The sequence below is a fragment of the Mesobacillus selenatarsenatis SF-1 genome, from assembly GCF_000813125.1.
GTDB lineage: Bacteria > Bacillota > Bacilli > Bacillales > Cytobacillaceae > Mesobacillus > Mesobacillus selenatarsenatis.
In genome coordinates, this window is record NZ_BASE01000106.1 from 35,775 (window position 1) to 57,763 (window position 21,989).

The window sequence follows — 21,989 nt, forward strand, 5'->3', positions numbered from 1 at the left end:
GTTTAATTCGCAACAGAAAAGTATTTTCTGTTGTTTAACTCAATGTTTTACAGAAAAAGGAAGGGTTTTTGGAGATGGACAGACGAAAAAAATATACAAGGATGGTCTTGAAGGAAAGTCTGATGCAATTATTAAAAAATAAGCCCATTTCAAATATCACGATAAAAGAAATCTGTGAGCAGGCAGACATCAACCGTTCCACATTTTATTCTCATTACTCCAGTCAATATGGCCTGCTGAATGCGATTGAAGAAGAATTCATTGAAGACATGGTATCCACTCTTAACCAATATAATTTTTCCAAAGAAGAAGAAGCTTTGAAGATGACAGAGAAGATCCTTGAGTATATTGCCATGAAAAGCGATGTATGCCAAATACTGCTAAGCGAAAATAGCGACATCCACTTCCAGAAAAAAGGAATGATGATCACCCAGGAATTCATCTTCAACAACTGGATGACTCACAGCCAGGTTGACCGCGAAACGTTTGAATATATGAATATATTTGTTGTCAGCGGAAGCATTTATGTGATTAAAAATTGGCTGGAAAGCGGGATGGATAAAACACCGAGGGAAATGGCCGAAATTATCAACAACTTCATCAATCGAGGATTGTCCGATATACGATAAAAGCGCTGACCCAATTCGGGCCGGCGCTTTTATCATTTAAGAACCAGTCTTGTGACACTCTCGATTTGTGAAGTGTGAGGAAACATGTCAACTGGCTGGATATATTCAACTTTATATTGGGAGCCCAGTGTCATGATATCCTTTGCAAGCGTAGACGGGTTGCAGGATACATAGACGAAGGTTTTCGGCTTGATTTTCAGAACGGTCTGCAGGAATGCGTCATCGCAGCCTGTTCGCGGCGGATCGACGACGATTACATCTGGACGCCAGCCGTCCTTCAGCCATTTCGGAAGCAGTTCCTCTGCTTTGCCCATATAGAAGTTAGCATGATTGACTTCATGCTTGCTGGCATTTTTCTTTGCATCTTCTATCGATTCTGGTATAACATCCATTCCGCGGACCTCGCCAGCCTTGTCGGCCATCCACAATCCGATTGTCCCAACACCACAATACGCATCAACAAGCTTTTCCTTTCCTGTCAGCATGGCGGCTGATTTCGCTTCATTGTAGAGTTTTACAGTCTGTTCAGGATTCAGCTGGAAGAACGTCCGCGCCGATAATTCGAATTGCAGATCACCAAGTGTCTCCTGGATAAAGTCGCTACCTTCCAGTGTCGCAGTTTCGCTTCCGAAAATGACGGAGGTTTTTTCGCCATTGACGTTTTGTACGATCGAGTTGACCTCAGGAAGGCGCTTCTGTATTTCCTCAATGATCAAATCTTTTTTCGGCAGTTCTTTTTTCGTCGTAATCAGAACGATTTGCAGTTCTCCGGTCTGGACTCCAGTCCTCGCTACGATTGTCCGCACAAGTCCTTTGTGCTTTTTCTCATTGTAAATCGGAATCTTCAAATCCTGAAGAATGCCTTTTACCACTTCGGTAGCTTTCGTCGTTGCCGGATGCTGGACGGCGCATTGCTCAATATTAATCAAGTTGTGGGAGTTCAAGCCATATAGACCGGCAAGCACTTTTCCATCCTTTTCACCAACCTGGAATTGGCTCTTGTTCCGGTAGCCCCATGGATTCTCCATCCCAATCGTTGGCCTGATTTCCAGCTCGTCAATCCTGAGCTTTGTATGGCGCTCCAAAGCCTGGATGACAATGTCGCGTTTTTCGTTGAGCTGCTGGTCGTAGCCTAAATGCTGGAGCTGGCAGCCGCCGCACTGGTCGTATACCGGGCAAAGCGGCTTGATCCGATGCTCTGATTGTTTGCGGATTTTCTTGATTTTCGCCTCAGCAAACTTAGGGTGGACCTTTGTTGCCTCTGCAACGATTTCCTCACCAGGCAGCGCGCCCGGCACAAACACTACCTGCCGTTTGAAATAACCAACGCCCTCTCCATTGATACCAAGCCGCTTGATTGTCAGCGGGAAGGTTTGATTCAGCTCCAATTTTGCTGCCTGCTGGTCTTTGTTCGATTGCTGTCCTTTTTTCTTATAATGGCCTTTGCTGACTTGCTGGCCAGTATTCTTATGCAGGTCTTTGCTGACATGCTGTCCAGTTTTCTTATGCTGGTCTTTGTTCACTTGCTGGTCTTTGTTCACTTGCTGACCATTTTTGAGGTGCTGGACTTTTTCCATTTGCTTCTCTTTTCCCACTTGCTGTCCTTTTCTATGTTGCTTCTGCTTCGGCTGTTGCTGCTCTTTTTTCATAAAACTTCACTCCAATTATTCAATGCTTCTCCATAAATAGAGCGAAGCATAGCTTAAATAAGGATTCCATGGTTCTTTATATTTTTCCATCTGCGCTGGAGTCGGTTTTTCATCCAGGTTAAAGTATTTCTTCAGCGCATTTTGGATGCCAATATCCCCCATCGGGAACAGATTCGGCCTCCCAAGTGCAAACATCAGAAAGTTTTCAACCGTCCACGGACCAATTCCACGGATCTTGATTAATTCCTGGGCAACTTCTGCATCAGGCTTTGATTTCATTTTTTCAAAATCAAGTTGTCTCGATGCTGCCAGTTCGGCGATTCCAATTACATACTCTGCCTTCCGTCCGCTGAATTGCAATTCACGCAGCTCTTCAACCGTAAGCTGCGCCACTTTTTCAGGCGACGGATAAAACCAGACTCCGTCAAGCTCTTCACCGTATGTTTTTACAAATCGCTCTGTCAGTGTAAATGCAAACTTCAAATTCAGCTGCTGATGGATGATACTCTTGATCAAACTAGAAAAGGGATCAAATTCCAGGACAAGCGGAGTGCCATAATGTTCATTGAACAAGTTCTTTAACTCCGTCGTTTGGAAATGCTCATGAATATGGATCAATGCCACATTCCATTGAAAAATTTCAGTTAAACGCTGTAACGTTGTTTCTTTATCGTGATCAGCACGGATAAGGAATTCGGGATTTTCCAGAGAACCTGTTCCGATGACCTCTGCGACGATTTTTTTATTTTTAAAAACAAGCGGTACCCTTACAAGTCGCTTTTCCATTTCAACTGAATGCAAAGGATCGAGCGCCAGCCTGTTTAAAGCAAGATCAAAATCATATGGCCCGGAAACCGACACCTTTTCTTCCCACATATACAAACCGCCCTTAAGTATTTTCCCCGTATTATAGCACTTTCGCAGGTTTTTTTCGAAAATAGTGAAGGTTTGGTCGTGGTTTTATAAAATCGGCCATATATTTAGACGAAAAGTCACACCTTTTTTCGCAGGTTTTAAATTTATTGGCGATTTTCTAATTTTATTGGCGATTTCCAAGTTTTATTGGCGATTTTTTAATTATATTGGCGTTTTTCAGATTTTATTGGCGATAATCTAAACTTATTGGCGACTTGGAAAAAAACAAGCTTTTTTACCAATTTTAATAGTCCCGGCACCATACGAATACCGGGACACTCCATCAATACAACATCGGATCCTTCATTCCGCCCTTGCTTAACATCAAATCATCAAGGCTTTTAAATTTGTAGCCTTGTTCTTTCAAATCCCTGATTACTTTTCCCAGCGCGTCTGCGTTGTCCTTTGATACGGTGTGCAGTAGCAAGACTGCGCCCGGGTGGATTTGCGTCGTGATTTTATCATATGAATATTGCGCGCCTTTTTGCTGGTCCGTATTCCAGTCAACAAACGCGAGTGACCAGAATACATGCGTATATCCGGCTTCCTTCGCCACTGCCATCGTTCTTTCGCTGAAAATCCCGCGCGGCGGCCGCAAATACGTCATATGCTTTTTCCCAGTGATTCTTTCTGTTTCAGCTCTGACCATTTCCAGTTCCTTTTTGATTTTCTCATCACTAATTTTCGTCATGTCAGGGTGGTGCCAGGAATGATTGCCGATGATATGGCCTTCGTTTGCCATCCTGGAGACAAGCTCCGGAGCGCTTTCGAGATAATGTCCTGTCACAAAAAAGCCGCGGGAACTTTTTCTTCTTTTAAAATATCGAGGATTTTCTCGGTATAACCATTTTCGTAACCATTATCGAAAGTTAAATAAATATCCTTCGAATTCTTGTCACCTTTATAAACTGCTCCATGATCTTCTAGGATGACCTCAAACATCCTGCCGGCATCTGCCTGCCTTCCGTTGCGGCCCTTCTTAAAGCCCCAGTGCATTGGTGAGTTGGAGTTTTCCTCCGCACCGGTCGTCGCTGGCAAGGTAATCAATAGCAGCAGCGCCGACGCAAGCAATACTTTAACAATCGTCTTCATGATGTTCCTCCATTGTTGTTTTTCCTTATTGTTTGTCAGCAGGTGAAAAAAATTCTTATAAATAGCAAAAGGAGACCGCCCTAACAGCGAGTCTCCTTTCGTTTTATTTACTTATATACTCGATCAGCGAACTGTGCCAATTTTTCAAGGGATGATTTTTCAACATCCTCGTGCAGGCTGTTTCCGTGTGAGTCCATCGTGACAACGGCTGTAAATCCTTCTACATTCAAGTGCCACATTGCTTCAGGGATACCAAAATTCATAAGGTCAACGCCCTCTACGGATTTGATGCAGTCAGCATAGTACTGAGCTGCGCCGCCAATTGCGTTCAGGTAAACACCGCCATGTTCTTTCAAAGCAGCGAGCGTCTTCGCTCCCATTCCGCCTTTTCCGATGACTGCGCGGATGCCGAACTTCTTCATGATATCGCCCTGGTAAGGCTCCTCGCGAATACTTGTTGTCGGTCCTGCCGCCTTCACATGCCAGTTGCCTTCCTCATCCTTGAGCATAACTGGACCGCAATGGTAGATGACCTGGCCATTCAGGTCAACTGGCGAATCATGGTCTGACAGATACTTATGGATTGCATCTCGGCCGGTATACATCATGCCGTCGATTTTCACGACATCCCCCACCTTAAGCTGGCGGATTTGCTCTTCGGTAATTGGGGCAGTCAATGTAACAACATTCTGTTCTTCCGGTGCTTCAACTGCTGCGGCGATTTCCTGGGCTGCAGGCTGTGCGAAGTCGATCTTCTCGCCTTCCTGGTACATCCATTCCTGGATCTCTCCACTTTCAGGATTTACAGCTACACCTAGACGGCGATATGCCCAGCAATTGTATGCTACAGATACGTAGAAGCTAGCAGGAATACGGTTCATGACACCAACTTTGCAGCCAAGAAGCGTTGTTTCGCCGCCAAAGCCCATCGTTCCGATTCCCAGCTTGTTGGCATTTTCCATTACATATTCTTCAAGGTCGCGAAGGTCTTCATGTGGATTAACATCTTCAACCGTACGGAACAGCTGCTCTTTCGCGAGGTCGTAGCCGGAAGAACGATCGCCGCCAATACCAACACCGATGAATCCGGCGCTGCAGCCTTGTCCCTGTGCCTGGTAGACCGAGTGCATGATGCATTTACGGATACCATCCAGGTCACGGCCAGCACGTCCAAGTCCTTCTAGTTCAGCTGGAAGGCTGTACTGGATATTTTTATTTTCACAGCCACCGCCTTTTAAAATCAGGCGTGCGTCGATATAATCTTTTTCCCATTGCTCGAACTTGATGACAGGTGTTCCGCCGCCAAGATTGTCGCCGCTATTTTCCCCTGTCAGTGAATCAACGGAATTTGGACGCAATTTTCCATCTTTCGTTGCCTGCGCAATTGCATTGTAAATTGCTTTTTTCATTTCAATCTGGTTGGCACCAACCGGAGTTTTGATTTTGAATGTAGGCAAGCCCGTATCCTGGCAGATTGGTGATACATTGTCATCAGCCATTTTAATGTTATTTGTGATCGTATCAAGGCTCATTGCCGAACGGGTTCCCGCGTTCTCACGCTCTGCCGCCGCTTTAATCGCCCTTCGTACATCCTTCGGCAGGTTCGTGGATGTTTCAACAATCAGCTGGTACATACTTTCCTGAAACTTTCCGATATTCATCTGACTACCCCTCTCCCCTTGTCTTTCTAGCTCTTTATATGTGAAAATTTTATAACAATTTCTCCGATATCATTATACTCCTATCATCTATTGAATTAAAGATAGAAAGTGGAATCGTTTACAATTTTGAAAAGCGTAAGCGCCTTGGTCAGCCCCGACAAGCGCTGGAGGGCCCGACAGTGAAGTCGTTCTTTGACTTCATTGGCAGGACCGAAGCGACTCGAGCTGCTCAAAGCTAACGCTTCTCGCAAGATAATCGAGGAAGCTTTCTCAGGGATGAAAACTGGCTAGGCGCTGGAGCTGGACAAAGAAAAGCGTAAGCACCTTGGTAAGCCCCGACAAGTATTATTGAACGCAAAAAAAAGACCTCATCAAAAAGGTCTTTTTTACATATCGCGATTCTTGAATTCGCGGCATTTTGCGTCCATTTCTTCGACGATCTGGATCATGCGGTCAATATCCTCAAGGTCCGCTTCTACCGGATCAATTGCTTCAAGCAACTCAGCAAACATATCCAAACGCTGTTTCAAGAATACAACCTGCGTATTTTTATCATTTATCGGACTTCCCAAAATTCTCGCTCCTTTCACTACCTTTAACATCCTACCTAAAAATGGGGAATTGTGCAATATTACGGCAAATAGTTACTGAATAGTTTACAGATAAGGAGTAACACATCTATTGGATAGTATTCCCCTTTCTCCATAATGTTTGCCCAAGCTTTTTTAGGAAAAAACATATATGAGGTGATAATATGCTCTTTAATTCCTGGGATGCGGTTTGGCGTACACTGATTGTCGGTGTGCTTGCTTATTCCTCTCTTGTTTTATTGCTGCGGGTTTCCGGCAAAAGAACATTATCCAAAATGAATGCTTTCGACTTGATCGTAACCGTCGCGCTCGGATCAACTCTGGCAACCATCCTCTTGAATAAAAATGTGGCTCTCGTTGAAGGAATCTCCGCCTTCTTTATCCTGATTGCCCTACAGTATCTGGTAGCATGGCTGTCCATCCGTTCAGATGGCTTCAAGAAGCTAATCAAATCAGATCCAAAATTGATTTTTTATCAAGGGAAATATTTAAAAGAAAATATAGTAAAAGAGCGTGTTTTGGAAGTTGAAATTCTCCAGGCAGCACGTTCAAGCGGCATCAGCTCAATGGAACAGGTGGAAGCTGTCGTCCTAGAAACTGACGGACGCATTTCCGTCATAAAAAAATCAGATTCGAAGACCAACACCCTGGATAATGTTGACATATAAAAGAAGCAGGCTGAATTTTTTACAGCCTGTTTCTCTTTTGAATCTAGCTATTCATCAAGACCAGTAGCCTTCCCTTCCCGGCTCGAATCTGCCGCTCCATATATGAGGCCTTTTTCACGATTAATCTTGATAGCCTGGACATTGCCAAGTGGAAATGGTCCATCGGCGAACTCGAATCCCATCGATTCCAATTCCCCCTTCGCCTCCATGCTGATTCCAGATTCCCAGCCAATGAGCGGGCCTGTACTATTGAAAATCCTTGGCTCTTCAATAGCATCTTTAAGGTCCATCCCAAAATCAAGAACATTGACGAGTGTTTGGAATACCGACCCGATGATCGTCGGACCTCCTGGAGATCCAAGTGTCAAAACAGGTTCATCATCCTTGAAAACAATCGTCGGCGTCTTGCAGCTTACTGGTCGTTTGCCTGGCTGAACCTCATTCAAGCCGCCAGGGACCGCATCAAAATCAGTCAATTCGTTGTTTAATACAAATCCATGGTCCTTGACCATGATTCCTGATCCGAATGGATGCTCCACCGTAGATGTGCAGGCGACAATATTGCCCCACTTGTCCATGACAGTGAAATGGGTCGTTTCACTTCTTTCCTTTTCAGGCTCGAACGGCTGGCGCACCACATTGATTTCTTGTCCATCGGTATAAGCCCATGGATTACCAAAGTCGACTGCATCATTCCTTCGTTTGAAATTAATCAGTTTGCGTCGCTCTGCAAGATACTCTTCACTGAGCAGACCATTTAACGGGATCTCTCCAAATTCCGGATCGCCTGCAAAAGCGATTTTATCAGAAAAAGCAATCCTCATTGCTTCGGTAAATAAATAATACTTTTCCCATGATTTCGCATTATACTTGCTAAGGTCATAGCCCTCGAGCAGCTTTAAAATTTGCAGCATCGTTGTTCCGCCGGCACTTGGCATATTGGAGGAAGCTATTTTGTAGTCTCGGTACGTTCCCCAGACAGGTTCATCAATTGTGATCTCATAGTCTCTGAGATCCGACATTTCCATAATCCCGCCAAGCTCTTTTAGTGTGGAGATAATCGCTTCACCAATCTCACCTTCATAGAATGCCTCTATTCCATTACGCTGAAGGATACGGAATGTTTTCGCGAGGTGCTCCTTCTGATAGACGTCCCCTTCTTTAAGGGACTTTCCTCCAGGCTGGAACAATTCCTTCGCGTGCTCGCCGAGACGGTAATCAAAGGTGTTGAGGATTTCTTCCATCACCCAGTTGACCTCCACGCCTTTTTCAGCTGCCTGTGCAGCCGGTTCGATCAATTCTGCAAGCGGCTTTGTTCCGTATTCCTTCCTTGCCGCTTCCATGGCTTTCAGGATTCCTGGTACACCTACTCCTGTCGCATTTGTTGATCTCACTTTAAAAGGGACAACTTCTCCCTTTTCATCTAAAAAAAGTTCCGAATGCGCCGCTTTTGGTGCCCTAGTATGACCATCAAAAATTTTCGTTGTTTTGCTTTCGGCATGATAAACCATGAAAAAGCCGCTGCCGCCGATGCCAGTCATCATTGGTTCGCCGACATTCAAGCCGAATTGGATGGCGATGGCCGCATCAATCGCATTGCCGCCTTCACGGAGAATCTTCTCCCCGGCATTTGTGGCGATCGGGTGAGCCGAAGCCGCCATCGCGATTTTACCTGTTGCTGTTTCTCTATCATAATCACACCTGTTAGAGCGTGGTTTCATTTCCTTATCCATTGACAATGTCCTCCCTATCTATCTGCCTATATTATTAAATACCCCTTCAAGCAGGATAGAAAACAGACAAATATATGGGATTAGTGACAATAAAAAACCAGTCCTGGAAATCCAGGACTGGTTATCGACATACGTTTATCTGTTATTATCATTTTTCTGATTTTCCGGCGATACCGTGAAGGTGTTGGAAGTGTTACCAAGGCCTGTTGTATCAGACGGTTTGCTCTCCATGCCTGTTGCATATGCATCAGCAGCACCGTTTGAACTTGAGTTTGAAGTACCTGATTCAGATGCAGAGTTAACCACTGGGTTGTCCATTGCAGTAGAACCTGCTTCCTTCACTTTTGATCCAACTTCCTTAAGTTCATCCTTAGCGTCCATTACTGTTTGCATAGCTTCAGAAGAATTGGACTTTGCCTCATTCACCTTGCTGAATACATCATCATTCAGGCGCTGATAAAGGTTTTGCGCATCACTGATCGCTTCCTTTAAAATGCTGGATGCTTCCTTAAAGCTCCCCATCATTTGCTCCTTCACGTCAGAAGGATTGTTCCTAACTTCGCTGAACACATTCATCGACGTGTCTTTTGCATTGACAGCCTTATCCTTCACCTTAGAGCGAGTGTTTGAATCAAGCAAAGTCAATGCACCTCCGATTGCCGCTCCAATGAGGACACCCTTCATGAGCTTGCCGTTTGACGAGCTTGAGTTATTTGAGCTTACTCCATAACTGTTAGAGTAGCCGCCCATTGAAGTATTGTTTGAATACGAATCACCTGAAGTTGTGCTTGCGTATGTTGTTGTACCAGTTGTTGTATCGTATGAAGCATTCTCCGTTGAAGAAGTGTACATGTTATTGTTCATATTATAATTAGAAGTGTTACCCGGTTGGTTGTTTGAAAGAATGTTTTCAGACATAATATATTTCCTCCTTTAATGTTTGGTGTTTTATTTTGTTATGTCTATCTATTTCCCGGCCTGGACAGACGTTAAACAGGATATATATACCTTTTGTCAAGAGGAAAAAATTACCGGAAGAAAAGCACAAGCGCCTTGGTCAGCCCCGACAAGCGCTGGAGGGCCTGACAGTGAAGTCGTTCTTTGACTTCATTGGCAGGACCGAAGCGACTCGAGGGGCTAGGCGCTGGAGCTAGACAATTCTCGAAGTGATTTTACACCTTCCTATTTCGGAAAAAATAAAGCCTTACTCCTTTTAAAAGGAATAAGGCTATTTTCTACTATTTATCTTGGTCTTTCGCTGGATACAAAACCGAAGCTAACATGGTCCTGAACCGGAATCCATGCACCAATTCCCTGAGAGACAACATTTTTGACGACGATGAATTTCTTGCTCCCTTTAAGCATCAGGTAGACCTCTCCATATGTCACCTTGCCCTTTTCATTTATGGCTGGTGCGTAGGCGTAAAGGTAACCGAGGCGTTTGGGCTGGATATTATAGATATGATCTTTTTTCGTACCGGCGCCGACTATTGTTTCAAACGCAAGCGGCAATCCTGTTTTCTTTGCTGCTTTTAAAAGCATCATCTTTTGCACATCTTCAGCGTTCTTAATTTTTGCCGTCAAGCCGCCCTTAACAGATTTTTGCTGCTCTTGAACATAATGAATTTGATAAATAGAATTTCCACCGCGATTATCATAGTAGTTTGTATTGATTTTCTGGAATTCCCAATTTGGGGAAGTTTCACTAGATACATAATTCAACGGCCATTCGCCAAGGTAAACAATCGCACGATATCCGATTGCAAAAGGTGTGCTGTTAATGGTCGTTTCATTCAGCATACGAATTAAATCCGGGTTCTCAATCTTCACTTTTGATGTTTTGATCAAGTTCTTCGTAAGCTCGCTTGGCTGAAGGAAAGGCAAATCCTCCGTCGGGTTAGGGTAGGTGTTGTCCTTCGTGACATTCATGACAGAATTCGGAATGGTATACTTTGCTTTTTCAGTCTGCTTTGGCTGTGGTGCGTTTTCAGTCTGCTTTGGCTGAGGGACTTTTTTCGCCTTCCCTTCTTCAGCAAAGCCAGGCGCTAAAATGGACATCATGAAAACCATCGTCATCACAAGGATAGCTGCTGCTTTTTTCATTGGTGTTGTTTTCTCCTTTCACTACAGGAAACTTATAAGTTTGTTTATAGTGTTTTCGGAGTTGATTAACTTTATCCAAAGATTTATGGAGCTGTTCGGAAACTTTGTTATTTGCAGACATAAAGAAAGGCTCTGTTCATGGACAGAGCCTCAAATTTATCGTGCTGAAGTGAGCAGCTTATTATAAAGTTTTTCACAATAAGGATAGAACAATTGAATCAGCGGGCCGATTGCGAAAGTTACTATTAATGTTCCGATACCGATTGGTCCTTTAAAAATGAATGCAGCAGACAAGGCAAAGACCTCGCCAAGCGTTTTTGCTACCATCAGATTGAGACCGAATCGTTCCCTTAATGCCATCATGAAATTGTCGATAGGTATCAACGGAAATTTCGGCTGCAGGTATACTGCCAGTCCAAAGCTTAGTGCAACCATTCCCAATAGAAAGACTCCAAATTGCTTTGCATATCCGGTAACTACCAAGTCTTGGAACACACGCAAAAGCCAGAAGTCAATCAGCACACCTGTGATCAGCAGCGTGATAATCGCAGCCACATCCGGGCGTCTTTTTACTAAAGCCGCATTGATGAAAATCATGATAATACCGACAATCACAACCCAGCTGCCAGGTGTCAGCCCCACAGTATTTGATAATCCGACATTGAGTGCATCCCATGCACCTGTTCCCAATCCAGCCTTAATGGTCATCGATACTCCAAAAGATAGAATAATTAACCCAATGATGTAAAATAGAGTGCGATATACAAAAGCCATATTCCATATTCTCCTTCTTATATAACCGTTCTATTAATTATTTTAGGCCGAGCCTAGAGGTTCGAATAAGACTGCTACTTATTAGACATTTTTGCGGCATGCTTGCCTTGAAATATCTATTAAAGGCCAGTATTTAGACATTTCAACAGCTTACCGGCCTTGAAATGTCCATTAAACACCTCTTTTCAGACATTTCATCAACTTATCAACCTTGAAATGTCCATTAAACACCTCTTTTTAGACATTTCATCAGCTTACCAGCCTTGAAATGTGCATTAAACACCTCTTTTTAGACATTTCATCAGCTTACCGGCCTTGAAATGTCCATAATGCCCTGAACGCTCGTTGGATTATTCCTAAAACAGCGAAAAAAGAACCCTGTCCTCCCGGAACAGAGTTCATTGTTTCTATTATATTAATACAGGTAAATTCCAATACTCATTATAGCATATTGAGCTAATGGTGTAACTCGCCTTTAAGAACAATTATTGAACGATTTCGAACGTCTCTTCAATCTCGATGCTGCCTGCGACCGATTGGACCATTGAACAATTTTTCCTCGTCAACACCATTGCCTTTTCGATTTTCTTTTCATCAAGATTGTTGCCGGCAATGCGGAAATGAACGGTAATCTTGCTTACTCTGTTCGCTTCCTCTTCAACTCGTTCAGCATCAGCAAGAATATGTATATCCTTGATGTCCATTCTCATTTTTTCCAGTACCTTTCGAAGGACTCCGCCGCTGCATACCGCAACTGATGACACGAGCAGCTGGTAAGGTCTGAAACCATACTGTTCGTCACCAGCAACATCCAGCCTTCCGAAGTCTACTTCTGTAAAAAAACCCACATCCGGTTTCATTTTGAATTCCATGTTACTCTCTCCCTTATCGCAACCTCTATTTAAAAAGTTAATTTTGACTATTACCATGAGATTACACTATTTTTTCCATAAATAAAAATAAAAACCGTTGCACATAAAATTTTATATCGTTAACATCAAAAGAGTATTAAGTACTTAGGGAGATTTTATTATTATGAACATAAGTATGAAGCTTCGTTTCTGGATTTTGGTCAGCATAGTCGCCATTTCAGGCTTTTCGCAGGGAATGCTGCTTCCATTGATTGCAATTATTTTTGAACAAGATGGTGTGTCGTCATCGATGAATGGCTTTCATGCCACAGGCTTGTATTTAGGAATACTGATTGCCTCTCCATTAATGGAAGCGCCGCTCCGCAGATTTGGTTATAAGCCGATCATTCTCATTGGCGGATTTACCGTAGCCATCTCACTTGCGCTATTTCCATTATGGAAGTCCTTTTGGTTCTGGTTTTTGTTAAGGCTGGCAATTGGCATTGGCGACCACATGCTTCACTTTGCGACACAGACATGGATTACCTCTTTTTCGCCTAAAGACAGGCTTGGAAGGAATATCTCGCTTTACGGATTGTTTTTCGGACTGGGATTCGCTGCCGGTCCATTGATGACTGGTTTTTTAAAAGTGAACACGACTCTGCCTTTCATCATTTCTTCTGCCATCAGCCTTGCCGCCTGGCTGACTGTTTGGCTGCTGAAAAACGAGCGTCCCGAACATGACAGTGACAGCACATCCTTCTTCGGGACAATGAAAAGGTTTGGAAAAGTATTCAAATATGCCTGGGTTGCGTTCCTGCCGCCATTTGGCTACGGATTTTTGGAAGCCAGCCTTAACGGTAACTTCCCTGTTTATGCAATGAGATCAGGAATCGGTGTCGATGCGGTAGCGCTCTTGCTACCCGCCTTTGCGATTGGCGGAATTCTTTCACAACTCCCGTTAGGTATATTAAGTGATAAGCTCGGCCGGAGGAATGTCATGCTCGTCGTCACGCTAGCCGGCTTCATCAGTTTTACTGCAGCTGGCTTACTAGAGAATTCGACGACCGGACTGCTTATTTGCTTCTTTATAGCGGGAACGGTTGTAGGATCAACATTCTCTCTCGGCATCAGCTATATGGCAGACTTGCTGCCGAAACAGCTGTTGCCGGCAGGCAATCTAATGTGCGGCATTTTCTTCAGCTTTGGAAGCATCAGCGGCCCATTCATTGGCGGACTGGCCATCCAGTGGCTGAAAGGCATCAGCTTCTTTTACGTGATCAGTACGATGCTGCTGTTGATTTTTATTGCTCTTGTCGCGGTTCGGCATGAAGGATCGACACAACAGGCAAATTCTTTGTAGGAACAAAAATCGCAAGCGCCTCTTTTAGCCCTGATTTCCTATATACAACGCAAAACAGCCTCCCTATTTCGCAGGGAGGCTGTTTCTTTTTCGTGCAGGCCGGTTGACAAGGACGATTCCTGTCACCACCAATATTAATCCAGCTATGACAAAATAATGTAACGGTTCATCTAGCAGGAGTGCTGATAACATCACACCGAATACAGGAACCAGGAACAAGTACAATGACACTTTGCCGACCTGGTTGTATTTCATGACATTGTTCCACAAAATAAAGCCTGCCGCTGATAGGAATGCAAGATAGAGGAGCATCAAACCAGACTTTAGGTCGAAATCGAATGGAGCAAGCCCGACTGAAAAAGCTCCAATCGCAATCAAACCCAGGGACCCCAGTATCATCTGGTATGCCGTTAAATAAATGACCTCCATTTTGCCGCTTCCCTGCTTAGCGAGTATATTTCCATATGCGCCAGCCAACATTGCACCCATCAGCAGGATTTCACCAATGCCAAAACTGATTTCGTAATCCCCATTTGGCCAATTCGCAAATATGACTCCGGTGAATCCGACCATCAATCCAGCAACCTTCAAACGGCTCATCCTGTCATCTGGATAAAGGAAATGCGCAAGCAGGATTTGGAAAAACGAAGTAGTCCCGGCAATGATCGAACCCTGGATTCCGGTTGAATAACTAAGTCCGATATAAAACAGGACATATTGGAGGAACGTCTGGAACAGTCCAATTTTCAGAAGCGACTTTGTCGTCTCCGGCCTGAACTTCATATTCCTTTTTAAAAGAAGGAATAAGATCAGAATCAGCAGCCCGGCAAGCAGGAAACGGTATCCTGCAAACAGCATTTGCTCACCCATTTCTTCCGGCTTGATATCAAGGCTGATATAGCTCAATTTTATAAATGGGAACGCACTCCCCCATAGGAGGGTCGCCGCGGCAGCCGAAACAGCAATGCCAAGCGGGTGTGTAAAAAAGTCTTTAGTTGTCATCAAACTATCTCCTTAGACAAAAGCAATTATTCTTTTAAAAAGCATATATTGTATGGTAACATAATAGTGAACACAATATGTATCTTTTGACTTGGATTCTCGCTGTCACCAATCTGGTGGCAGCTTTCGTGTTTTTTAAGGGTAATGATTGTGATTATTAGTATCATTTAGAGATTTTAAAGGAGGAGAAAAGGATGGCACAGGGAGCAAGCGCGTTAGCAAAGCAGAACTCGGTCCCAGAAGTAAGCTTTATAGAAAAAATCAAGCCTCACGCAGAACTGATCGCCGCGAGCATTAGCGGGATCCTGATCGCTGCTGGCTGGATTTTGAGCAAGGGAGATTCAGAAACAGCATCTGTCATCGCTTTTATCCTTGCTTATGTCATTGGCGGTTTTGCAAAAGCGAAGGAAGGCATAGAAGCCACAATCGAAGACAAAGAATTGAACGTTGAAATGCTGATGATTTTTGCTGCGATTGGATCGGCCATTATTGGATACTGGACAGAAGGCGCAATTTTGATATTCATTTTTGCGATGAGCGGAGCGCTTGAAACGTATACGATGAACAAAAGCCATAAGGAAATTTCCTCTTTGATGGAGCTGCAGCCGGAGGAAGCATTGAGGATTTCAGATGGCGTGGAAGAAAGAGTTCATGTTTCCGAACTGGAAATTGGCGATTTAATTTTGGTAAAACCTGGTGAAAGGATTCCATCGGACGGTAAGGTTGCCAGGGGGCAGACGACCATCGACCAGGCTGCCATCACAGGGGAATCGATTCCAGTTTCAAAGGATTCCGGCGACGATGTTTTTGCCGGTACGGTCAATCTGACCGGATCGCTTACCGTTGAAATCACAAAACGAAATGATGAAACGCTTTTTCAAAAAATAATCCAGCTAGTCCAGAACGCCCAAAGTGAGAAGTCTCCTTCCCAGCTGTTCATCGAACGGTTTGAGGGCACTTATGTAAAGGTCGTTCTAGCAGTCGTTGTGCTGATGATGTTTGTTCCACACTATCTGCTAGACTGGAGCTGGACAGAGACATTTTACCGTGCGATGATCCTGCTTGTCGTCGCTTCCCCATGCGCACTCGTTGCCTCGATTATGCCTGCTACTTTGTCGGCAATTTCGAATGGCGCGAAGCACGGGATTTTATTCAAAGGCGGCGTCCACCTGGAAAACCTGAGCCACCTTAAAGCCATCGCTTTTGATAAAACAGGAACGTTGACAAAAGGTAAGCCTGAAGTAACAAATTTGATTGTCGCTGATGGACTGGACCGTGATGATGTATTGCTTAAAGCAGCATCGATTGAAAGCCACTCCAATCACCCGTTGGCTAACGCAATCGTCAAACACTCCAAAGATAAGCTTGGTAAAGAGCTTGTTCATCCAGAGAGCATCGAGGATGTATCAGGCTGGGGCGTGAAGGCTCATTTTGAAAATGAGAATTGGAAAATCGGGAAAGCTGACTTTGTCGGAAGGTCTGCCGCTGAGGCATTTTCAGATGGTGCTGCAGTAAAGCTGGCTGCTGAAGGAAAAACGATTGTGTTTATCGAACGGAATGGTCAGCTGGCAGGGCTGATTGCACTGAAGGACGTAGTGCGTGAAGAAACAAAACAGGCAATCGACCTATTGAAGTCAGAAGGCATCTACACCGTCATGCTCACAGGCGACAGCCAAAACACGGGAAAGGCAATCGCTGCCGAAAGCCATGTTGAAGGATACATTGCAGAATGCCTGCCTGAAACAAAAGTTCAAGAATTGAAGAAATTGAAAGAACAATACGGCCAAGTTGCCATGGTCGGAGACGGCATCAATGACGCACCGGCGCTTGCAACCGCGAACGTAGGCATCGCAATGGGTGAAGGTTCGGATGTTGCCCTGGAAACAGCAGACGTCGTGCTGATGAAAAACGACCTGCCGAAGATTGCCGAAGCCATCAACCTATCCCGCCGGATGAATCGGATCGTCAAGCAAAACGTCGTCTTCTCCATCCTGGTAATCATGGTGCTGATCGCATCGAACTTCCTGCAGCTGCTCGACCTGCCATACGGCGTCATCGGCCACGAAGGAAGCACCATACTGGTTATCTTGAATAGCTTGAGACTGTTGAAATAAAAACGTAGCTCCTGCTGGTTAATCCAGTGGGAGTTTTTTATTGCAATCCTCGTTTTTCCTGATATGACGGACATTTTTGCATCAGTTCCGGTGATTTCTGTCCGTCATAGCCTTGATGACGGACACTTTTTCTCTGTTTTCTTCCGGTTTCTGTCCGTCATGACCTTGATGACGGACACTTTTCCTCTGTTTCCTTCGATTTCTGTCCGTCATGACCTTGATGACGGACACTTTTCCTCTGTTTCCTTCGATTTCTGTCCGTCATGGCCTTGATGACGGACACTTTTCCTCTGTTTCCTTCGATTTCTGTCCGTCATGGCCTTGATGACGGACACTTTTCCTCTGGCCTTGATGAAGGACACTTTTTCCTAGGTTTCGGCAATTTCTGTTCGTAATAACTTCTATTTAGATATTCCATACTTTCTCCGAGGTCACTGTATTTTCTGCCAAAAATGATAAAGCGCCCTCCGAATGGGGGCGCCTGGTGTTAGTGATATCCGTTTGATCCGTTTGCTGAACCGGATGTTTTTTGGCTGTGATTGCTTTTGCCTTTTTGCTTTGTGCTTCCATCTTTCTTTGTCTTCTTTGTCATCCTAAATTCCCCCTTAATCAAAGTGAGGAGCAAGCCTCTTTTGTATCTTCTGCTAAAACAGCTGGCGTTACATGAGGTAATTTCAGGATAAAAAAGGCTGTCAGCAGCCTGCTTTCTTTTCGCTATAATAAGCATTGATTTCCCCGCCAATGATAATGATATACGCGGATAAGTAGAGCCAGATCATCAGGACGATGATTGCGCCTATGCTGCCATATGTGGCGGTGTAGGAAGCGAAGTTGCTGACATAGTAGGAGAATCCGAGTGATACGAGCACCCATCCTCCGGTTGCGAAAATTGATCCCGGTATGCCGCTGACACAGGTCAGCTTCTTGTTGGGAGCAATCCAGTACAAACCAAGAAAAACAATGAATAAAATCAAAATACTGATCACCCAGCGAAGCATATTCCAGACGTAAAGGAATTGTTCTTTCAGTCCGAAATTCGCGAACAGCCAGCTTCCAATTTCTTTTCCAAACACGGGAAGGATCAAAGCGACCAGGAACACAAAGATCATGGCAAATGTCAAAAAGATTGCCATAAACCTGCTTACGATGAATGACCTTGTTTCTTCAACCCGATATGCACGGTTAAATGCCCTTACAATCGCATTGATCCCGTTCGAGGCTGACCAAATTGTCGCCAATAATCCAAAGCTCAGCAATTTGCCGTCTTTTTTCATGATATCTTCGAGGCTATTTTTGATTAAATCCATCGAATTACCAGGTGCATAGTCATCAAAGAAGCCGAGGATATCCACTTCTGAAATTGGCAGATATGGTACAAGCGTTACCAGGAAAATCAAAAGCGGAAACAAGGAAAGCAAAAAGAAATATGCAAGCTGCGCGGCAAGTGCCGGAACATCGTCCTCTTGAATTCTTTGCCACATATGCCTGAAAAATGATATATCAACCATCCATTCACCTCATTTATGCTATCCTAGCTCCTGCCCAGGGCTTGTCAATTCATCATTCTTTTTCATCTATATGCTGCTGTGTTCGTCCGGATGCCGCAATCTTTCTCAGCGTTTCTTTTGTATCTTTGACCAAATCCGTAACCTGAGGCGGTACATCCTTTATTTCTTCAACCTTTTCAGTGATAAAAGCAACGTCCTCTGTTACTTGTTCCACTGTTGCTCTTACTTTATTCGCTGTTTCTCTCAGGTCTTCAATAAACTCATTTGGGTTTTTCACAACATACGAAACACCGCTGGAAACCTTGCTGAAATCCTCTTTTACAGCCTGGCGTGTCGATTTTTCCAAAAGGGTAACCGCTCCCCCAGCCAACGCGCCAAACACCATGCCCATCCAAAACTTTTTCGAACTGCCCATGTTTTCTCCTCCTAGAGTCTTCCTTCTCATTTTGCAGGCCTCTCGTTGCCTGCCTCCTAACTAACATTTTCCACGATTGCCATCACTTCATGCAAGTGATGTGAAAAATATTGCGAATTTTTAAGAGCACCGCTCCCGTGAATTTCAAAAATGGATAATATTTTAGGAAGCTTAAAACACCTTTACGACAACTACTCAAGCACGAATTATCTGAACTACTAAGTTTTACCTAATGGATATCGCTTGACTTTCTACTAATTATCAGAATATTCTTGTTGAAGAACATTTTCCGAATATAACTTTTTAAGGAGGAGCATCATGACATTTGAAGATTGGATTGGAAAGATCAGCGGCTGGGTTTGGGGTCCTCCTTTATTGATCCTGCTTGTTGGGACTGGAATCTACCTTACATTCCGCATCGGCTTCTTGCAAATGAGGCTGCTGCCATACTCACTCAAGCTGGCATTTACTAAGAAACAGGACAAAACATCAGAAGGGGATATTTCACATTTCCAGGCTTTAATGACGGCACTGGCTGCAACTGTTGGTACCGGTAATATCGCAGGTGTCGCTACGGCAATTTTTACAGGCGGACCTGGTGCCGTCTTCTGGATGTGGATTACGGCGTTTTTCGGTATGGCTACGAAATACGCAGAAGCTATTTTAGCGGTAAAATACCGGGTTGAGGACAAGGATGGCGAGATGTCCGGCGGTCCAATGTATTACCTCGAACGCGGACTCGGCCAAAAATGGCTTGGTGTTTTATTTGCATTGTTTGGCGCGATTGCGGCTTTCGGGATTGGCAACCTTGTTCAATCAAACTCAGTTGCAAGCGTCGTACAATCAACATTTTCAGTGCCCGCCTGGGTTACGGGACTTGTCTTAACAATTTTTACGGCTCTTGCTCTGATTGGCGGAATTAAGAGCATCGGTAAAGTCACTGCTTTATTTGTGCCGGTGATGGCAGCATTTTACCTTCTTGCTGGTCTTGTGGTCATGATTATGAATTTTGATCTCGTTCCAGCAGCAGTTGCACTTATTTTTACAGATGCCTTTACTGGAGAGGCTGTGGCCGGCGGAGCGCTCGGAACTGTGATTCGGATGGGTGTTGCTCGCGGCGTGTTCTCCAATGAAGCAGGACTCGGGTCTGCACCAATTGCTGCTGCTGCAGCCAAGACGGATCTTCCTGGACGCCAGGCACTTGTGTCGATGACTCAGGTATTCATTGATACAATTGTCATCTGTTCCATCACAGGAATCACCATCGTCATGGGCGGCTTGTACACAGGAGATACTACAGCAGCCGACCTTACATCAGCGACCTTCGGCAAGTTCCTTGGCCAGACCGGATCCGTGATCGTCGCGGTTGGTTTGCTGTTCTTTGCATCATCGACAATCATCGGCTGGTCTTATTACGGAGAGAAGTGCTTCTCCTATCTGTTCAGCAAGAATGTCGTGTTTTACTACCGAATCGCGTTTGTCGTTGCTGTATTCATCGGAGCAATCTCCCAGCTTGAAGTTGTATGGGGCATAGCAGATGTCATGAACGGATTGATGGCCTTCCCGAACCTGATCGGATTGCTCGGCTTGTCTGGCGTGGTCGTAGTTGAAACAAGAAAGATTTTGAATGCTATTAAGGAAGAAAAGAACGAAGCTAACACGTATAGTGCTTAAGTAGATCCGGCGTCCCAATGGCGCCGGATTTGTAATTGACTTTTTTAACCGAACGTGGAAAGATGGTTGTACAACCATTGAGAGGATGAACGGAGTGGACTTAACTAAAAATTCCCCTGAGAACGTTGAATTCATGATTGAAAAAATCAAGGAAAAATTGAAGTTCATGAACCTTGGCGCGATTAAATCAACGCATTTTGACGGCGAAATGTATGAAGAATTGAAAGAAATCTATGATATGATCATGCGTAAAACTAACTTCAGCCCGAACGAAATGCAGGCGATCGCTGAAGAGCTAGGGAACTTAAGAAAGCAGTAAGGGTGGCAGGCACTTAATTGGGTGCCTGTTTTTTTGTTGTGTAATGAGATGTAGTCAACATATCGTGAATTTGGGTGGATTAATTTAGGATGTGGTTGAAATAATTTCAAATGTGGTCGAATTAATTGAAAATGTGGTTGAATTATCTTCAAATGTGGTCGAATTAATTCAAAATGTGGTTGAATTATCTTCAAATGTGGTCGAATTAATTCAAAATGTGGTTGAATTATCTTCAAATGTGGTCGAATTAATTGAAAATGAAGTCACGATATTCTCAAATTCAAAAACGGTCCTCACATATGAGGACCGTTTCATGTTTTATGCTGCCTCCGCCCAATTTTCACTCATCATTTCTGCATAAAAGCTGAGGAACTCTTTGAAGAACGGATGGTTGATTTTTGCTTCGGCGTTTTCAAGCAATGGTTTTAATACTGGCGTGATAAATCTTGTCAGCATTTCTGCTTCTATTTCTCCGAGCTGCTGAAGGTGTTCGCCGTTGCCCTCTTGTTCCGCTTTGATCTCTCCCTGTAAAATCGAGCTGATAAATGCGGTCATGCTGCCGAAATGGTCTGGCAATCTGTCTTGTTCAAGCGGGAAATAGAAGGCTGTTTTTTCATAAAGGCCGATCAGGCAAAGGAGTTCATGCCTGCGGGTTTCTTCATCTTCATTATTTTTCGTGTATGATGAAAAATAAGGGGAGACAAAGTGATCTCCCGGTATGAAAAAGTGATTGTCATACCAGAGCTGCACTTCATCCCGGTTGTAAAATGAATGAAATGTAAGCTCCTCCCGCATTCCTTCAGGGACATCGTTCATGAATGCTTCATAGGTATCCCATTCCCCAAGCCAGATGCTTGTCATGATATTCGCGATTGCGAGCTTTCCATATCGTTCTTCCATCATTGTCTCCACCTTCATTTTTCAAGAAA

The 21,989-nt window shown here is 44.2% G+C and carries 19 protein-coding genes and 1 pseudogene; 6 read left to right on the top strand and 14 right to left on the bottom strand.

Annotated elements, in window-relative coordinates; genetic code table 11:
* Nucleotides 1-74 precede the first annotated feature (74 nt).
* Nucleotides 75-629: a TetR/AcrR family transcriptional regulator gene (locus tag TY49_RS20020; protein ID WP_041967720.1), complete on the top strand. Its 555-nt coding sequence runs from the start codon at nt 75-77 to the stop codon at nt 627-629.
* 32 nt (nt 630-661) lie between these two features.
* Here TY49_RS20020 and rlmD read toward each other — a convergent pair whose 3' ends face one another.
* From rlmD to TY49_RS20045, 5 genes and pseudogenes are all read right to left on the bottom strand, one after another.
* A complete protein-coding gene (gene rlmD / locus TY49_RS20025; RefSeq protein WP_232310491.1) occupies nt 662-2,278 on the bottom strand; it encodes a 23S rRNA (uracil(1939)-C(5))-methyltransferase RlmD in 1,617 nt (538 codons plus the stop codon).
* 15 nt (nt 2,279-2,293) lie between these two features.
* Entirely contained in the window at nt 2,294-3,154 is an 861-nt protein-coding gene (locus tag TY49_RS20030; protein WP_041967679.1) for a DNA-3-methyladenine glycosylase family protein, read from the bottom strand.
* 322 nt (nt 3,155-3,476) lie between these two features.
* Nucleotides 3,477-4,285 (bottom strand): annotated as a pseudogene (gene pdaA, locus TY49_RS20035) (delta-lactam-biosynthetic de-N-acetylase).
* A 107-nt stretch (nt 4,286-4,392) separates the two neighbouring features.
* Entirely contained in the window at nt 4,393-5,946 is a 1,554-nt protein-coding gene (locus TY49_RS20040) for a fumarate hydratase (RefSeq protein ID WP_041967680.1), read from the bottom strand.
* Nucleotides 5,947-6,332: 386 nt separating this feature from the next.
* Entirely contained in the window at nt 6,333-6,518 is a 186-nt protein-coding gene (locus TY49_RS20045; RefSeq protein WP_041967681.1) for an SE1561 family protein, read from the bottom strand.
* Between the two features lie 182 nt (nt 6,519-6,700).
* Between TY49_RS20045 and TY49_RS20050 the strand changes: the two genes are divergently transcribed.
* Nucleotides 6,701-7,204: a DUF421 domain-containing protein gene (locus tag TY49_RS20050; RefSeq protein WP_041967682.1), complete on the top strand. Its 504-nt coding sequence runs from the start codon at nt 6,701-6,703 to the stop codon at nt 7,202-7,204.
* Between the two features lie 47 nt (nt 7,205-7,251).
* Here TY49_RS20050 and ggt read toward each other — a convergent pair whose 3' ends face one another.
* From ggt to TY49_RS20075, 5 genes are all read right to left on the bottom strand, one after another.
* Nucleotides 7,252-8,937, bottom strand: coding sequence for a gamma-glutamyltransferase (gene ggt / locus TY49_RS20055; protein WP_041967683.1), 1,686 nt, complete (start codon nt 8,935-8,937; stop codon nt 7,252-7,254).
* Between the two features lie 135 nt (nt 8,938-9,072).
* Complete coding sequence (locus TY49_RS20060; RefSeq protein WP_052442244.1) at nt 9,073-9,855, bottom strand: YtxH domain-containing protein; 783 nt, start codon at nt 9,853-9,855, stop codon at nt 9,073-9,075.
* A gap of 324 nt (nt 9,856-10,179) precedes the next feature.
* Entirely contained in the window at nt 10,180-11,040 is an 861-nt protein-coding gene (locus tag TY49_RS20065) for a YfkD famly protein (protein WP_041967684.1), read from the bottom strand.
* 156 nt (nt 11,041-11,196) lie between these two features.
* Nucleotides 11,197-11,814 carry a YczE/YyaS/YitT family protein gene (locus TY49_RS20070; protein ID WP_041967685.1) on the bottom strand — a complete coding sequence of 206 codons (618 nt, stop codon included), beginning with the start codon at nt 11,812-11,814 and terminating at the stop codon, nt 11,197-11,199.
* Nucleotides 11,815-12,299: 485 nt separating this feature from the next.
* A complete protein-coding gene (locus TY49_RS20075) occupies nt 12,300-12,686 on the bottom strand; it encodes an OsmC family protein (RefSeq protein WP_041967686.1) in 387 nt (128 codons plus the stop codon).
* Nucleotides 12,687-12,849: 163 nt separating this feature from the next.
* Here TY49_RS20075 and TY49_RS20080 point away from each other — a divergent pair, with 163 nt between their 5' ends.
* A complete protein-coding gene (locus TY49_RS20080; protein ID WP_041967687.1) occupies nt 12,850-14,028 on the top strand; it encodes an MFS transporter in 1,179 nt (392 codons plus the stop codon).
* 63 nt (nt 14,029-14,091) lie between these two features.
* Here the strand turns inward: TY49_RS20080 and TY49_RS20085 are convergent, their stop codons facing one another.
* Nucleotides 14,092-15,030, bottom strand: coding sequence for a DMT family transporter (locus TY49_RS20085; protein WP_041967688.1), 939 nt, complete (start codon nt 15,028-15,030; stop codon nt 14,092-14,094).
* Between the two features lie 194 nt (nt 15,031-15,224).
* On the opposite strand from TY49_RS20085, the gene TY49_RS20090 reads away from it, so the two are divergent.
* Entirely contained in the window at nt 15,225-17,144 is a 1,920-nt protein-coding gene (locus TY49_RS20090; protein WP_041967689.1) for a heavy metal translocating P-type ATPase, read from the top strand.
* Nucleotides 17,145-17,836: 692 nt separating this feature from the next.
* Here the strand turns inward: TY49_RS20090 and TY49_RS20095 are convergent.
* Together TY49_RS20095 and TY49_RS20100 are read right to left on the bottom strand one after the other, a co-directional pair.
* Nucleotides 17,837-18,652 carry a YihY/virulence factor BrkB family protein gene (locus TY49_RS20095; protein WP_041967690.1) on the bottom strand — a complete coding sequence of 272 codons (816 nt, stop codon included), beginning with the start codon at nt 18,650-18,652 and terminating at the stop codon, nt 17,837-17,839.
* Between the two features lie 52 nt (nt 18,653-18,704).
* On the bottom strand, nt 18,705-19,067 hold the full coding sequence (locus tag TY49_RS20100) for a hypothetical protein (RefSeq protein ID WP_041967691.1): 363 nt from the start codon (nt 19,065-19,067) through the stop codon (nt 18,705-18,707).
* Nucleotides 19,068-19,385: 318 nt separating this feature from the next.
* Between TY49_RS20100 and TY49_RS20105 the strand changes: the two genes are divergently transcribed.
* Together TY49_RS20105 and TY49_RS20110 are read left to right on the top strand one after the other, a co-directional pair.
* The gene (locus TY49_RS20105) at nt 19,386-20,741 is read left to right on the top strand and encodes an alanine/glycine:cation symporter family protein (protein ID WP_041967692.1); all 1,356 of its coding nucleotides are present in this window, start codon (nt 19,386-19,388) and stop codon (nt 20,739-20,741) included.
* Nucleotides 20,742-20,835: 94 nt separating this feature from the next.
* Nucleotides 20,836-21,060 (top strand): DUF1128 domain-containing protein, encoded by a 225-nt coding sequence (locus TY49_RS20110; protein ID WP_041967693.1) that lies wholly within the window; start codon nt 20,836-20,838, stop codon nt 21,058-21,060.
* Between the two features lie 318 nt (nt 21,061-21,378).
* Here the strand turns inward: TY49_RS20110 and TY49_RS20120 are convergent, their stop codons facing one another.
* Nucleotides 21,379-21,963 carry a molecular chaperone TorD family protein gene (locus TY49_RS20120; RefSeq protein ID WP_041967695.1) on the bottom strand — a complete coding sequence of 195 codons (585 nt, stop codon included), beginning with the start codon at nt 21,961-21,963 and terminating at the stop codon, nt 21,379-21,381.
* Nucleotides 21,964-21,989: the final 26 nt, after the last annotated feature.

Coding starts and splice junctions, on each gene's coding strand:
- TY49_RS20100 (WP_041967691.1), bottom strand. CDS start 19,067: ATGGGCAGTTCGAAAAAGTTTTGGATGGGCATGGTGTTTGGCGCGTTG.
- TY49_RS20065 (WP_041967684.1), bottom strand. CDS start 11,040: ATGAAAAAAGCAGCAGCTATCCTTGTGATGACGATGGTTTTCATGATG.
- TY49_RS20070 (WP_041967685.1), bottom strand. CDS start 11,814: ATGGCTTTTGTATATCGCACTCTATTTTACATCATTGGGTTAATTATT.
- TY49_RS20080 (WP_041967687.1), top strand. CDS start 12,850: ATGAACATAAGTATGAAGCTTCGTTTCTGGATTTTGGTCAGCATAGTC.
- TY49_RS20060 (WP_052442244.1), bottom strand. CDS start 9,855: ATGTCTGAAAACATTCTTTCAAACAACCAACCGGGTAACACTTCTAAT.
- ggt (WP_041967683.1), bottom strand. CDS start 8,937: ATGGATAAGGAAATGAAACCACGCTCTAACAGGTGTGATTATGATAGA.
- TY49_RS20040 (WP_041967680.1), bottom strand. CDS start 5,946: ATGAATATCGGAAAGTTTCAGGAAAGTATGTACCAGCTGATTGTTGAA.
- TY49_RS20090 (WP_041967689.1), top strand. CDS start 15,225: ATGGCACAGGGAGCAAGCGCGTTAGCAAAGCAGAACTCGGTCCCAGAA.
- TY49_RS20020 (WP_041967720.1), top strand. CDS start 75: ATGGACAGACGAAAAAAATATACAAGGATGGTCTTGAAGGAAAGTCTG.
- TY49_RS20030 (WP_041967679.1), bottom strand. CDS start 3,154: ATGTGGGAAGAAAAGGTGTCGGTTTCCGGGCCATATGATTTTGATCTT.
- TY49_RS20095 (WP_041967690.1), bottom strand. CDS start 18,652: ATGGTTGATATATCATTTTTCAGGCATATGTGGCAAAGAATTCAAGAG.
- TY49_RS20085 (WP_041967688.1), bottom strand. CDS start 15,030: ATGACAACTAAAGACTTTTTTACACACCCGCTTGGCATTGCTGTTTCG.
- TY49_RS20105 (WP_041967692.1), top strand. CDS start 19,386: ATGACATTTGAAGATTGGATTGGAAAGATCAGCGGCTGGGTTTGGGGT.
- TY49_RS20120 (WP_041967695.1), bottom strand. CDS start 21,963: ATGATGGAAGAACGATATGGAAAGCTCGCAATCGCGAATATCATGACA.
- rlmD (WP_232310491.1), bottom strand. CDS start 2,278: ATGAAAAAAGAGCAGCAACAGCCGAAGCAGAAGCAACATAGAAAAGGA.
- TY49_RS20075 (WP_041967686.1), bottom strand. CDS start 12,686: ATGGAATTCAAAATGAAACCGGATGTGGGTTTTTTTACAGAAGTAGAC.
- TY49_RS20050 (WP_041967682.1), top strand. CDS start 6,701: ATGCTCTTTAATTCCTGGGATGCGGTTTGGCGTACACTGATTGTCGGT.